Consider the following 13,973-nt stretch of genomic DNA (forward strand, 5'->3'; position numbering starts at 1 on the left):
GGAGCGATTGATGAAACTCGTGATTGCCGCGCCGGCCAACGGCGTTGAATTGAAAAACGCACTCAAAACGCATCTGCAACACGACCCGCGTGTGACGGGCCTGGTGGATTTGTCGTCGCCAGACGGCACCTATCCGCAGCTTTCTTTTGCCGCCGCGCAGGAGGTAGCCGCCGGCCGCGCCGACCGCGCCATTCTGATTTGCGGCACGGGCGTGGGTACCGCGATTGCCGCGAACAAAGTGCGCGGCATCCGTGCCGCCACCGCCCACGACCTGCTCACCCTGCGCGGCTCGGTGGAAAACTACAACGCACAAGTGCTTTGCATGGGGCAAAACGTCATCGCCGCCCCCGCCGCTTGGGCGCTGGTAAACATCTGGTTGGATTTGCGCCACGACACCTCCAGCGGCTATGCGCCGAAGGTGGGCGAGATCGAAGCCTTCGAACGCGGTGTTTGACGGGCTTGCAAACCGTAAACGCACAAAAGGCTACCTGAAACTTTAGCTTCGCAGAAGCTGCGCTGCTTTGCTTCAGGTAGCCTTTTCTTTACCAGCCATTCTCACAACTGGCGCAAGAATGCTTGGATAAACGCGATCTTATCCAATTCCGGCATAGCGTTGAATGCTTGACGATGGTCGCGGATGTGGTCGATAAGCGGATAAAACTCTTCATCGACATGGCGTTTGTCGAGCTTGCGTCCGATGTTGCCTTCGTTGCTTCGTCCCAGAAACTTGGAAATCAGGTAATACGGCGATTTGAGTTTGAACAGCATTTCGCCGGTTTGGGCATCAAACACCATAAAACCTTCGTGTTCCACGTTTTTCAGACGGCCTTTCAGCTCGCCGAACGTGATGTTTTTCAGCGTTTCGGGGCGGCGGATGCCGTATTGTTTACCGATTTCGTCCAATTCGGCTTCGGTAAATTGACGACCTGTCGCCACGTCAATGCAGCCGATTAAGGTTTCGCCCAATTCTTCGCGGATGATGTGCACGTCTTTCGCGTCTGTGATTTCAAACAAAAAAGTATGGTTCGGATAAGCGCGGAACAGGGGTTCGTATTGCGCGCAGTGTGCGGCGGTCATGTCCGCAAACGCGCTATCAAGCGAACCGGTGGTCGAATACAGCACTTTGCCGTCAAACGCTGCGCCGTGCGACGGGTGGTCGCTTGGAAGCGAGACGAAAGTGCAGCAGCCGAGGAAGCCGTTTACTTTTACCACCGCATCCACCAATCGCTCGTCGCCGATGCGGATCGGATAACGGCTGCCTTTGGCGATACGTTCCGAATAATTGAACACTTTTTTAAACGGGCGCACGATGATGTGGTTGTGCGCGTCGATAATCAAACCGCGCATCTCCAGCAAAGCATCATCAAAGCGGTTGTTGTAGAACACGCTACGGGCGTATTTCAACACGTGCAATTCGGGATAACGTTTGGATGCTTTGGCGGTAAAGTTGCGGCTGCCATGTTGCAGATAGTGTTCGGTTACGAAGGTTTGCTGCGCTTCGTCAAACGACAGGGCGTGCTGCTCGATGGCTTGCATTCGCTCGATTTTTGCCAACTGCTCCGCGTTGGCCGGCTGCACGGCTTCGATGTGGATTTCGTCGGGCACAGGGTTTTGATTGAGCTTCACATAGGCGGCCAGCACGTCGCGCTCTTTCACGCCGTGCAGGTTGGGATAGAAGTTGTGCAGGCGGTAGATTTCCGTTTGGAATCCGCTCTTCTTCGCCTGATCCAACAAGTGACGGCAACGCGAAGCCTTTTGGTTGGTGTTGGAGTTAATAATCAAAATATTGCGATTCGGATTTTGGCGTCCGAGTTTCAAAGTTGTGGTCATCAAGGCATTACCGCGCTTCTGTGCCTTATCCACTGCCTCGCCCGACCAGCGGTACACGCCGTTTTCGTCGGTCATGAGTAAATCGTTTTCGATGTGGACGATTTCGGCATCGGGATATTGTTGGGCAAACTCGGCGGCTTTTTGTTCGGCGAAAGTTGATTTTCCCGAACCTTGATGGCCGCGGATTAAGATGAATTTTTGCATGGTTGCGTGTCTTTCTTTTGTCGGTTTGTTTTCACTTCGCAGCAACGCTGCTGCACTGCATTTTAACTGTGTTGAAGCTTCGCTTTCAGGTAGCCTTTCAGGACAGGCTACCTGAAAAAGAGCGGTGATGTCGTTTTACTTCGGCATCGATTTCTTGCGCCAGCCGGTTAATGGGGTAGCTTGGCCAGTCGGGGTATTGGTGGCGGTGGTAGCAGTGCCAATAGCTGCGGATGCGGTTTTGCTGTTTGCGCCAGTAGGCAGGGTTTTCGGCCAAGAAGGCGGCCAGGATGGCGCGGTTGTGGCGGAAAAAGGTGCACACTTGCTCTTGAATGGGCAAAACGTATTCGCCGAGCAGCTGGGCGGCAAAGGGGGCAACAAAGGCGGGCTGGTCGGGGGCAAGCAGGGCGGCGAAGTGTTGTTCGCGGACATGGCCGTCGTGGTGGCGGGTGTGCAGGCAGTGGAACATGGCGTGTTGGATGGGGTTGAGTGATTCGGGGCGGCGGGCGATGGCGAGGCCGTATTGCCGGCGAATCAGGCGGATGGTTTGGCCGCCTAGCAGCAGTTTGTCCGGCTCTGTGGAGGGGCTTGGGGAGCGGGGGTGTTGCATATGGGCCAAGAGCTGCCCGGCTTCAGCTTGGTAGGCAGCAGGAAAGGCTTGGAGCAAGAGTTGGGTGAGGGCAGTCATGGTTTGTTTGGTTGGCAGTTTCAGGTAGCCTTGGGGGAGGATTAGAGGCTACCTGAAAGTTTGTTGCTTTGTGTTTAATTAGTCGGTGGCTGAGCCCATGATACCGGTGTAGAGCCGGGTTTGCGGGCTGTATACGGTCCAGAAGTATGTGCCCCACCATTCGCGGCCGTCTGCAAAATAGTCGGAACAATTGGTGTTCCATGCGTAGGTTTCGATGTGGTTCAGGCTACCGAACAGTTGGCGGCAGAAGTCGAGGAAATATTCGCCGATTTCGCGGGCCGTTTGGCCGAAGCGGGCGGGGTAGGGTGGATTGAGGAAGGCATGGCAGAAGGCGCTGCTGGGCGTCTCTCTGGCTATGGTGTGCTCGACATCGGTTTCGCTGTCATGATAGAGAAAACGGCCGAATTGGCTGCCTTGTCCGCGCACGATGAGGCGGGTGTGCTGCAAATCGAGCTGGTTGCCGTAGAACTCGGCTGCGCTGATTTTGCACCCCATATCGACTTGCAGGCTGAAATGCTGGGCCAGCGCGGCGGGAGTGGGCACTTGGTATCGGGCTGCGCGCTGCATGGCCTGTGCGTTGCGCTCGGCGAGAACGGCATGCAGAGTGTGGTTGGCGGTGGCCAGGTGGTATTCACGGTGTTCGGCCTCGTTGGCAGCGGCAGTGGTGTAAGCGAATTGCTGGAAATCGAGCACGCCGCCGAGCTCGTGGAAGCGACTGATGGCAGCACAGCGTTGACGGTGTTGCCATTCAGGCAGGCCGGTGTGGGGTAGGGTTTCTAGGTGGAGCAAGGGCATGGGTGCTTTCAGGTAGCCTTTTTAACAATATGATTTGTTTAGCATGGATTGTGCCAAGCAGCGAGTTGTTTGTCTAATGGATTGATATTACGGGGGACTATTTTTTATCGGTAGGCAGATGATTAGTATGTATGGTGAAAGATATAGTTTTATAGATAGTATTTATAGAAATATAGCTATGAATTATAAGGCTACCTGAAAAACGGAATACGCCTGCTTTGCGCTATTTGTGTAAAAAGCATTACAATCGCGCCCAAATTTGAGCCGAGGCTGCTATTTCACGGCGGCTTTGGGAGTTGCTAATCCTTTTATTATCAGGGAAATAAATCATGGCTGATGCCGATATGAAAGCCGCCGCCGAGGCGGATTTAGTGTATAAGCTGGAAGATAAGCCACCATTTGCCAATGCACTGTTGAGCGCAATAACGCATTTGTTGGCGATTTTCGTGCCGATGGTTACGCCGGCGCTGATTGTGGGCGGCGCGCTGAAATTGCCTGCGGAAACCACGGCTTATTTGGTTTCGATGGCGATGGTGGCTTCCGGCATCGGCACGTTTTTGCAGGTGAGCCGCTTCGGGCCGGTGGGCTCGGGGCTGCTTTCGATTCAGTCGGTGAATTTTTCCTTTGTGGGCGTGATGATTTCGCTGGGTTTGGGCATGCGCGAAGGTGGCCTGAGCGAGTCGGCGATGCTGTCCACGCTGTTGGGCGTGTCGTTTGCCGGGGCGTTTTTGATTTGCGCTTCGGCTTGGGCGCTGCCTTATCTGAAACGGGTGATCACGCCCACGGTGAGCGGCGTGGTGGTGCTGCTGATCGGCTTGAGCCTGATTGATATCGGCATCACTGATTTCGGCGGCGGTTTCGGCGCGAAGGGCACGGATGCTTTCGGCTCGGTGCAAAATATCGGTTTGGCGGGTTTTGTGTTGGTCATCGTGTTGCTATTCAACTGTATGCGCAATCCGTTTTTGCGCATGAGCGGCATCGCGGTGGGGCTGGTGGCGGGTTATATTGCCGCGCTGGCGATGGGCATGGTGGATTTTTCGCCGTTGCAAAACACGCCGCTGTTCACGCTGCCTGTGCCGTTTAAATATGGCTTTGCCTTTGATTGGAGCGCGTTTTTGGTGGCGGGCACGATTTATCTTTTGAGCGTGTTCGAGGCGGTGGGCGACCTCACGGCCACGGCGATGGTGTCTGGCCAACCATATGAGGGCGACGAGTTTCAAAAACGGCTGCGCGGCGGGGTGTTTGCCGACGGGCTGGTGTCGGTGATTGCCACGGCGCTCGGCTCGCTGCCGCTCACCACGTTTGCGCAAAACAACGGCGTAATCCAAATGACGGGCGTGGCCTCGCGCCATGTGGGGCGTTATATTGCTGTGATTTTGGTGCTGGCCGGGCTGTTTCCTGTGGTGGGGCGCGTGTTCACCACCATTCCTTCGCCGGTGCTCGGCGGGGCGATGGTGCTGATGTTCGGCCTGATTGCGATTGCCGGCGTGCGCATCATCATGACCCATGGCATCAACCGCCGCGAGGCCGTAATTGCGGCTACTTCGGTGGGCATCGGCTTGGGCGTGGCTTTTGAGCCGGAAGTATTTAAGGCACTACCGGAAGTGTTCCGCAACGCGATTGCCGCCGGCGGCATTATGGCGGTGGTGCTGAATCTGATTCTGCCGAGAGATGAGAAAGATCAGGTGGTAAGGCTGGAAGAGTAATCGCCGGCAGCCCTTAATTTTGTTGAAGTTGATGCTTTCAGGTAGCCTTTTGGATAAGAGGCTACCTGAAAATTTTGTGCAAACGGTTTTCAGGTAGCCTTCAAATAGCCGGCGGGGAAATACCTGCCTTGTTCATTTTTCATTGCAAAACGCGTCTACGCTATATAGTGGTACATTCGTCATCCACTCCTGCTCCCGATAATCAGCCATGGAAAAACGTATCGCCTGTTCGGGCTTGAACTGCTCGGCGTACACCTTCAAACTTTTCGCTTTTAAATTTTCTTCCGCCTTCACTTCAATCGGCATCACGCCTTGCCCGCGCTGCAACACGAAATCTACTTCCGCCGTGCCTTTTTCGCTTGCCCAGTAGAAAACGGGATTATCTTGCGAAGCAATGAGTTGCTGCAAAACGTATTGTTCGGTGAGCGCGCCTTTGAATTCGGTGAAAATGCGGTTGCCTTCCAGCAGAGTGCCCGCATCCAGCCCGCTTTGCGCAGCGAGCAGCCCTACGTCTAAGCCGTAGAGTTTGAAGGCGTTGTCTTGGTAGGCGGTGAGGGGGAGGTGCGGCTTTTTGATGCGCGGCACGATGTGTACCAGCCCGCTGTCTCTGAGCCATTGAAGGGCGGTTTCGTAGTCTTTGCTGCGGGCGCCTTTTTGCAGGTGGGCATAGATGAACTTTTTGTTTTCTTTGGCAAGCTGCTCGGGGATGGCATGCCATAAGGCACGCACGCGCTGCACGGTGTGACCGTCGGCAATGTGTTTGGAGAAATCCTGCCCGTAGGCCGTGAGCAGGTTTCGCTGGATTTGGCGCACTTCGCTGAAATTTTGCGTGTCAATAAAGGTTTGTACCGCTTCCGGCATGCCGCCGACAAAATAATATTGGCGCAGCAGCTCGATATAGCGGCTTTTCATGGCGGCAATCAGCGGCCAATCGCACATTTCCAAGAGCTGCACCAAATCCTGCTGCCCAAGCGCGGTGAGGAATTCATGAAAATCCATCGGATAGAGCGGTAGGAAATCCACCTTGCCAACAGGAAAGGAAACCTGATGGTGCAGGGAGATGCCCAAGAGCGAGCCTGCCGCTGCAATATGGAGCTGCGGTGCGTTTTCGTAGAAATATTTGAGCGATGCCAAGGCCTGCGGCACTTCTTGAATTTCGTCAAAAATCAGCAGGGTATCTTCGGCTTGAATATCCACGCCGCTTTCGATTTTCAGGCCGAGCAGCAGGCGGCCGATGTCGTAATCGCCTGAAAACAGGGTTTGCATGCGTGGGTTGTGGTCGAAATTGATGTAGGCGGTTTGGGCGAAACAGGTTTCGCCGAAATGCTTCATCGCCCATGTTTTTCCAACCTGCCTTGCCCCTTGGATAATCAGGGGTTTGCGGTTGGGCTTGAGTTTCCACTTTTTTAAGGCTTGGATAATTCTGCGCTGCATAGGGAGTCCTAATAGCCGGTTTTTTTGGCATTATACAGGTGGGAATACATTTTTTCTAATGAAAAAATAGATGATGAATACATTTTTTCGAATGAAAAAATGATGGTTAATTACATTTTTCTAATGGAAATTCGGCGGCATTGAGCTGCGTGAATAAAGGAGGGCAGGTTTTAAACCTGCCCCTGCGGAATTTCAGGTAGCCTTTTGGATAAGAGGCTACCTGAAAATTTATAACGGTATAGTGAATTAAATTTAAACCAGTACAGCGTTGTCTCGCCTTGCCGTACTATTTGTACTGTCTGCGGCTCGCCGCCTTGTCCTGATTTAAATTTAATTCACTATATCGAATGAAGAGTGGAAATGCCTGTGCTGCGGGTGTTGCACATAGGTTTTCAGGTAGCCTCCACCGTGCGGCAAAGGCTACCTGAAAAATACTAGCACACTGCCGCCAGCACGGTTTTCTCAATCTCTTCCACCCAGAAATCCTCGCCCATACCGTGCTCGGCGAACGAGCCGATGAGCGTGAACACTTGGTCGGAGAAACCCCCGATGTTCAAGATGTCGCGGCGGTTTTGCGCTTGTGCGGTGATGTAGGGCTGGATGTCCAAGCAGACGAGTTTGGCTTCGGGACAGCGTTGTTTCAGGATGTCCCATTCTTTCATCAGGCCGGTTTTGCCGCCCCATTGTTGTTCGCGGTCTGCCCAGCTTTCATTGTCGGACACGATGACAACCAAGTCCACATCGGCTTTTTCGCGGTTCAGCATGGCGAGCGGTGCGCTGCATGCCGTTCCGCCACCGCCGATACTGGCGAGTTTTTCGGCGTTGGTCATGATGCTGTCGCGCGGGTTGAGCTGCACGTTTACCGTGATTTGTTCAAACGGTATTACGCGGGCTTGCGGGTTGGTGCGCAACATGGCGGCGGACACGAGCGCGGCGATGTCGATGCAGCGGGTTTTGCTGGTCGCGCTGCCGCGATAGCCGGTGGCCGGGCTGTGCATGGAGCCGGAGACGTCCGGGCAAACCACGACTTTGCCTCGGATGGCCGGTACGTTTTGTACGGCGGTTTCCATCGCATCTTGCAGTGCTTCGCGGATTTCAGACGGCATCTGTTCGGATGTCGCCTGATACGCGGTCAGCAATTGGTAAGGCAAGACGCGGGCGCGGCGAATGGCGGCTTTGTCGCGCAGTTTTTCTGTCACCATTTTGATGTTTTTGTTTTTGGCAAACACATCGTGGCGCAGGAAGGTGTTCAGGTTTTGGCGAACCTGCTGCCATGAGCCGTTGCGGGCGATTTGCGCCCAGTCGCCGCTGTTCAATTCCAAGGCGGTGAGCATTTGGAACGGAACGTCGGGCAATGCGCCTTGGCGGCTTTGTTTGTAGTCTTCAAAAGCGCGTGTGATGGGCGGCAATGCTTCGCGGTCGTACGGTTTGCCGATAAGCCACGCAAACCATGCAGCGCGCCATGCTTCACGCGGTTTGGGATGCACCATTTTGACCACGTCCGCCAGCGACGGGGCGTTGCCGATAGCGGCGTTCAACAATTGTTTTTCGGTGGCGGTCAAAAGCCAGGTCTGCATCAGTTTTTTCGGACGGTTGCCGAAGGATTTTCTGCCGACTGCGCCGCTTCGGATGATTTGCGCGAAGTTGCGCAACATTTTACCGTTGTCCGCCACTTGGTCGAATACGCGGGCAAGCATGTTCACGTCTTTTTTCGCCAACACGGCAAGCAACAGCGCGGGCATGTCTTTCATGAAGCCTTTTTGACGGGCGTACACGGCGGTTTTGGCGATAAACTCGGCATCCAGGTTTTCCGCCAATTCCAATACTTGCTCAAGCTGGTCTTGCGCATCGGCGTAGTAAGTGCTGTTCAGGCAGCCGGTGGCGGCAAGCTGGGCGAGCTGTTGTTTGGGTGTCAGCGTGTAGGCGATGCCGCCTGCTTCGTTATGTGTGTCGACAGCGGTCAAACGGGTTTTAACGGATTGGAACAAGGTGGTGTTGGCCATTTTTCATTTCCTTTCGTGTTGTTGGTTTTGGGCGGTCTGAACTGTTCAGACGACCTCGAATGGTTGGCAACGCGGCGGCTAATATTTGAAGGGATACGGTTTTTTAACGTGGAAGGTTAATGTAATCTCTTCAGGCATCCGCCTACCTCCATAAAAGGGGGAGGGGGGCGGCTAGGCTGTGGCAGGATTCCTGCTTCGTATTATTAGTACGACGATTGTTTATCCAATGTAATCCTGCCGGCATCCGCCCGTAAAACTTGTAAATATTGATTTTAACTTCATTGAAGCTGTACTTTCAGACGACCTTTCGCTTTCAATCATGCAGCGGATACATGCCTGCCGCACATAGGCTTTGCGGTCGTCTGAAAGACGCAGTACAAGCATGCTTCCATAGCCGAACAGAAAATCTGCTTCTTTGCCCTGCGCCGTGCCGAGTATTTCGGCTTGGCGGAAGGTGCGGCCGTCTGAAAGTGCGATGTCGTAACGGCAGCCTTCCTTTATCAAACTGCATTCCGCTTCGGGAAAAGTCTGTTCCCGCCAAGCCTGTTCGCGTTTGCGGCTGCGGCTATTTTGGAAGGACAGATAAATCATGGTCGAAAAAACGATGACGCTGATGATTAGCCAAGTGTTCATATCTATTCCCTTAAAGGCGGAACAGTTTCAGGTAGCTTTTTTTCGGAAAAGGATGTTCTACCCATCTTTCCAAATATTCTTTTTCGCCGATATTCAGATAAATATCTTCTAAAATCAGACGGATGTTTTCCGCCAATTCATACCGGGCCACTTTGCCGTGCCATAAGGTTTGTTGTGGACTGCGATTGAAGTTGAAACTGAAAAACCAGTCGTCCGAATAAATCAGCCTCACTTCGGCTTCGTTGCTTTGTTCGGCTGCAGATACCAATAAGGCCAGTTCGCCGGGTTCGTCTAAAAACAGGACTTTCGCCTCAGTGATGCTGGCACCGCTTTGCAGGGCGAGTGCTAAATTGCATAAATCTTTCAGCGAATCATGCAGATAGGAAACGGCTTGCTGATGGCTTTCTTCGCCATATTTCACGGTAACGCTTGCCCAGCCTGCATCGTGCAGTTGATAGGCGATATGGAATGATTCGGTCATGGCTATATCTCCTTCAGGCCGTCTGAAAGTATTGATAAGGGGCGGCACAGCAAACAACGAGTTTTTGGGAAACGTTTAACCGCTCTACCAGACTGAGCTACCCGCTTGGAGCGGGGCAGGACTCGAACCTGCGACCAATGTAGTTTCCAAGGCATTTGTTTTTCCATGCCGCGAAAAAAGGTGGGCGGCTAGATTGGCAGGATTTCGCCGTTTCCGGCGGCGGGAATCGAACCCGCTGTTTCCAGACAATGTAATCCTGCCGGCATTCGCCCGTAGGGGGCACTTCGGCAACTAGAGGTGGAGAAATTGTTACGCGCTCTATCCTCTGAGCTACTCTGCCATCGTTGGCGGCAGAAGCGGGATTCGAACCCGCGACCTCGAGCTTAGTAGGCTGTAATTCCTCCGGCATTTGCCTGGGTGCTTGATAGCTATATCGCAATAGCTGTGCCAAATATGAGGAAAATGGCAAAAATTATTTTTAATTGATTGAAAATAAAGATAAGATATTTTCAGGTAGCCTTTTGCTGCGGAAGGAGTAGAATACTAAAAAAATATCTAAAAAGATAGAAAGATAGAAAATTGAATAGTAGAAAAAACGTCGCTATCAGCTTTCTTGGTACGGTATTGGACAGCGGTTTCGGCCAAGGGCGTTGGTTGAAGTGGCGGCCGAACGTCGCCATGAATCAGCGCCAGGATTTTCATATTGACCGCATGGAGCTGTTTTATGCGGAGAAATACCGCGAGCTGGCGGATCATGTTAAAGCCGATATTCAAGATGTGTCGCCGCACACCGCTGTCAATCTCGTGCCTATGGAGCTGGAAAACCCGTGGGATTTTTCCGAGGTTTATACCAAGCTGCACGATTGGGCAGCGGGCTATACGTTTGATACTGAAGAGGAAACCTATCTCACACACATCACCACGGGTACACACGTTGCGCAAATCTGCCTATTTTTATTGGTGGAATCGCGCCAAATTCCCGGCGTGCTGTTGCAGACTGCGCCGCCGAAAAATCAAAAACGCAGCATGGGAAAAGGCGATGTCGGCGGTTATGAAATCATCGATTTAGATTTGGCGCGTTACGACGTGCTTGCCGAACGTCTTGCCGCCGTGCGCGATGATGCGGTGCGCTACTTGAAAAGCGGCATTTCTACCCAAAACGCCGCCTTCAACCGCATGATTGCGGAAATCGAACAAGTCGCGCTGCATTCCCCGTCACCGATTCTACTCTCCGGCCCTACCGGCGCGGGCAAATCGATGCTGGCACGCAGGATTTTTGAATTGAAAAAAGCGCGCCATCTGATTAAAGGCGAGTTTGTCGATGTGAACTGCGCCACCTTGCGCGGCGACGGTGCGGCTTCCGCCTTGTTCGGTCATAAAAAGGGCGCATTTACCGGCGCGGCGGAAAAGCGCGAAGGCTACCTGAAAACCGCCGACGGCGGCGTGTTGTTTTTGGACGAAATCGGCGAATTGGGCTTGGACGAACAGGCCATGTTGCTCAAAGCCATTGAAGAAAAACATTTTTATCCCGTCGGCAGCGACAAGGAAGTGCAAAGCAGCTTCCAGCTGATTGCCGGTACCAACCGCGACCTACGGCGGGAAATCCGCGCCGGACGCTTCCGCGAAGACCTGTTTGCCCGCATCAATATCTGGAACTACCCGCTGCCCGCGCTCGCCGACCGTCGCGAAGACATCGAGCCGAACATTGAACACCAGCTCGCGCTCGCCTCGCAGGAACTCGGCCGCGCCACCCGTTTCAATAAAGAAGCCCTGTCCGCCTACCTTGCCTTCGCCCATTCAAGCGAAGCCCGATGGCGCGGCAATTTCCGCGACCTTGCCGCCAGCATCATGCGCCTGGCCACGCTTGCCCCGCAGGGCAGGATACAAACGGAATTGGTTGAAGCCGAAATAGGCCGTCTGAAATGGCTGTGGGCGGACGAAACAGATGCGGACGATGCGGAAAACCCTTTTTCAGACGGACTGCCCGCCAAAATCGATGCCGAAACCCTCGACCTGTTCGACCGCGTCCAACTGCAACACGTCATCGCCGAATGCCGCCGCCACCACAACATGGCTGCCGCCGGCCGCGCCCTGTTTAACGTTTCGCGGCTGGAACGCGCCACCGCCAACGACAGCGACCGCCTGCGCAAATACCTGCAACGCTTCGGGCTGACTTGGGCGGATGTGTCGGGGTAAGTCGGCGGTGTCGGCTAGCAAGCGAAAAAGGCTACCTGAAAATTCTGCGGATGCAGTTTCAGGTAGCCTTTTTGTGTTGGCCGTTTCACGGCAATGCCTAAACCGTTTGCATGGTATGGGTGGAGCGGGTTGGGCATGGCTGCACGGCGCGGGATGGTGGGCTACCTGAAAATCAGTACAAAGATTTTCAGGTAGCCCCAAGTACTTACAGCAAGCCGGCCAGTTTGGGGTTGTTTTCCTTCGGCACCGGGCGCGGGTTGCCTTGGGCATCGATGGCCACATAAGTGAACATGGCTTCGGTTACCAGCTCGCGGGTTTCGGTAACGTGGTCGTTCATCAGGGTTTTCACCCACACTTCGAGTTTTAGTTGCAGCGAGGTGTTGCCTACGCGCACACAACGGCCGTAGCAGCACACCACGTTGCCGACTTTCACCGGCCGGATAAAGTTCATTTCTTGCGCACACACGGTGGCGATTCGGCCTTGGGCGATTTCGGCAGCCAAGATCCCGCCGCCCAAATCCATCTGCGACATAATCCAGCCGCCAAAGATGTCTTGGTTGGGGTTGGTGTCGCTGGGCATGGCTACGGTGCGCAGCAGGAGCTCGCCTTGCGGCTGGGTGTGCGTGGGCGTGTTGCGGTGTGGCATGGTCTAATCCTTGAGTGGGATGGGAGGGCGTATTTTACGCTGTTTTCGGTGGGCGGGAAGCGGGGCGATGCGGATGATGAAGCTGAGGAGGCTCTATAGCGTGGTTGATATTTTCAGGTAGCCTAAATAGCTTGAGGCTACCTGAAAATATTGGCTGAATGGAACGGAGTGAAAACAAGTTACCGGCTTAGACTCAGCTGCGGGCGGAGTATTCGTGTACGGCATCCACCAGCGCCTTTACGTTTTCCGGGTCGGTGTGCTGGCTGATGCCGTGGCCGAGGTTGAAGACATGGCCGCTGCCTTCGCCGTAGCTGTGCAAAATACGGCGCACTTCGGCGCGGACGGATTCGGGCGTGCCGAACAGGGCGGCGGGGTCGAAGTTGCCCTGTAGCGCCACTTGGCCGCCCACGCGCTGCCGTGCCTGGCCGAGGTTTACCGTCCAATCCAAGCCGAGCGCGTCGGCGCCGCTTTCGGCCATCAGTTCGAGCCATTGGCCGCCGCCTTTGGTAAACAGGATAACGGGCACGCGGCGGCCTTCGTGTTCGCGGGTAAGGTCGCTGATGATTTGGCGCATATAGGCCAAGCTGAATTCGGGGAAAGCGGCGTCGGAAAGCAGGCCGCCCCAGGTGTCGAAAATCTGCACGGCTTGGGCGCCGGCGGCGATTTGTTCGTTCAGATAGGCGGTTACGGATTGGGCGGTGATGTTGAGGATGTGGTGCAGCAGCTCGGGACGGCGGTAGAGCAGGGCTTTGATTTGGCGGAATTCCTTGCTGCCGCCGCCTTCTACCATATAGCAGGCGAGGGTGAAGGGGCTACCTGAAAAACCAATCAGCGGCACGCGGCCGTTCAGTGCTCGGCGGATGGAGGAAACGGCGTCGAATACATAGCGCAGTTTGGCCATATCGGGCACTTGCAGCGCGGCAATATCGGCTTCGTTTTGCAGTGGGCGGGCAAACTTGGGGCCTTCGCCTTCGGCAAAATAGAGGCCCAAGCCCATGGCGTCGGGCACGGTGAGGATGTCGGAAAAGAGGATGGCGGCATCGAGGCCAAAGCGGTCGATGGGTTGGACGGTTACTTCGGTGGCCAGCTCAGTGTTTTTGCATAAATCCAAAAAGCCGCCGGCACGGGCGCGTACGGCGCGGTATTCGGGCAGATAGCGCCCGGCTTGGCGCATGAGCCATACCGGGGTGTGGGAAACAGGCTGTTTGGCGAGGGTGCGCAGGAAGGTATCGTTTTGCAGGGTGGTCATGGTAGGGTTTGTGTGGTGTGGATGGGAGGCGAATCATAGCACAGGCAGGGCGGGGAATTGGGGCTACCTGAAAGTGTGGTTTCAATGAATTGAAACATCATGCTGTATAGT

At 54.5% G+C, this 13,973-nt stretch carries 12 protein-coding genes and 1 pseudogene; 3 read left to right on the forward strand and 10 right to left on the reverse strand.

The genetic code is table 11. The annotated features are described in order from the left end of the window. Nucleotides 1–10: 10 nt before the first annotated feature. Entirely contained in the window at nt 11–454 is a 444-nt protein-coding gene (locus tag CKV94_RS09535; protein WP_003821750.1) for an RpiB/LacA/LacB family sugar-phosphate isomerase, read from the forward strand. Between the two features lie 101 nt (nt 455–555). Here CKV94_RS09535 and CKV94_RS09540 read toward each other — a convergent pair whose 3' ends face one another. The 3 genes from CKV94_RS09540 to CKV94_RS09550 form a co-directional block, all read right to left on the reverse strand. Further along, nucleotides 556–2,034, reverse strand: a complete 1,479-nt coding sequence (locus tag CKV94_RS09540) for an RNA ligase (RefSeq protein WP_003821747.1) — start codon at nt 2,032–2,034, stop codon at nt 556–558. Between the two features lie 97 nt (nt 2,035–2,131). Next, nucleotides 2,132–2,719 carry a hypothetical protein gene (locus tag CKV94_RS09545; RefSeq protein ID WP_003821745.1) on the reverse strand — a complete coding sequence of 196 codons (588 nt, stop codon included), beginning with the start codon at nt 2,717–2,719 and terminating at the stop codon, nt 2,132–2,134. A gap of 78 nt (nt 2,720–2,797) precedes the next feature. After that, nucleotides 2,798–3,514: a hypothetical protein gene (locus CKV94_RS09550; RefSeq protein ID WP_003821744.1), complete on the reverse strand. Its 717-nt coding sequence runs from the start codon at nt 3,512–3,514 to the stop codon at nt 2,798–2,800. Nucleotides 3,515–3,843: 329 nt separating this feature from the next. Here CKV94_RS09550 and CKV94_RS09555 point away from each other — a divergent pair, with 329 nt between their 5' ends. After that, a complete protein-coding gene (locus CKV94_RS09555) occupies nt 3,844–5,220 on the forward strand; it encodes a nucleobase:cation symporter-2 family protein (protein WP_003821743.1) in 1,377 nt (458 codons plus the stop codon). A 132-nt stretch (nt 5,221–5,352) separates the two neighbouring features. Here CKV94_RS09555 and CKV94_RS09560 read toward each other — a convergent pair whose 3' ends face one another. The 5 genes and pseudogenes from CKV94_RS09560 to CKV94_RS09575 form a co-directional block, all read right to left on the reverse strand. Further along, a complete protein-coding gene (locus CKV94_RS09560) occupies nt 5,353–6,654 on the reverse strand; it encodes an ATP-binding protein (protein WP_003821742.1) in 1,302 nt (433 codons plus the stop codon). Between the two features lie 200 nt (nt 6,655–6,854). Continuing rightward, nucleotides 6,855–7,000: pseudogene (locus CKV94_RS11395) on the reverse strand (IS5/IS1182 family transposase); the annotation flags it as partial. A gap of 88 nt (nt 7,001–7,088) precedes the next feature. Beyond that, nucleotides 7,089–8,657, reverse strand: a complete 1,569-nt coding sequence (locus CKV94_RS09565) for a TROVE domain-containing protein (protein WP_003821740.1) — start codon at nt 8,655–8,657, stop codon at nt 7,089–7,091. Between the two features lie 219 nt (nt 8,658–8,876). Beyond that, a complete protein-coding gene (locus tag CKV94_RS09570; protein ID WP_003821739.1) occupies nt 8,877–9,290 on the reverse strand; it encodes a hypothetical protein in 414 nt (137 codons plus the stop codon). A gap of 10 nt (nt 9,291–9,300) precedes the next feature. Further along, nucleotides 9,301–9,771 (reverse strand): hypothetical protein, encoded by a 471-nt coding sequence (locus CKV94_RS09575; protein WP_003821738.1) that lies wholly within the window; start codon nt 9,769–9,771, stop codon nt 9,301–9,303. 579 nt (nt 9,772–10,350) lie between these two features. Between CKV94_RS09575 and rtcR the strand changes: the two genes are divergently transcribed. Continuing rightward, a complete protein-coding gene (rtcR, locus tag CKV94_RS09585) occupies nt 10,351–11,967 on the forward strand; it encodes an RNA repair transcriptional activator RtcR (protein ID WP_003821737.1) in 1,617 nt (538 codons plus the stop codon). A gap of 205 nt (nt 11,968–12,172) precedes the next feature. Here rtcR and yciA read toward each other — a convergent pair whose 3' ends face one another. Together yciA and hemE are read right to left on the reverse strand one after the other, a co-directional pair. After that, complete coding sequence (gene yciA / locus CKV94_RS09590; protein WP_003821733.1) at nt 12,173–12,613, reverse strand: acyl-CoA thioester hydrolase YciA; 441 nt, start codon at nt 12,611–12,613, stop codon at nt 12,173–12,175. Nucleotides 12,614–12,806: 193 nt separating this feature from the next. Continuing rightward, on the reverse strand, nt 12,807–13,862 hold the full coding sequence (hemE, locus tag CKV94_RS09595) for a uroporphyrinogen decarboxylase (protein ID WP_003821730.1): 1,056 nt from the start codon (nt 13,860–13,862) through the stop codon (nt 12,807–12,809). Nucleotides 13,863–13,973 lie beyond the last annotated feature (111 nt).

The organism is Eikenella corrodens, assembly GCF_900187105.1.
Taxonomy (GTDB): Bacteria; Pseudomonadota; Gammaproteobacteria; order Burkholderiales; family Neisseriaceae; genus Eikenella; species Eikenella corrodens.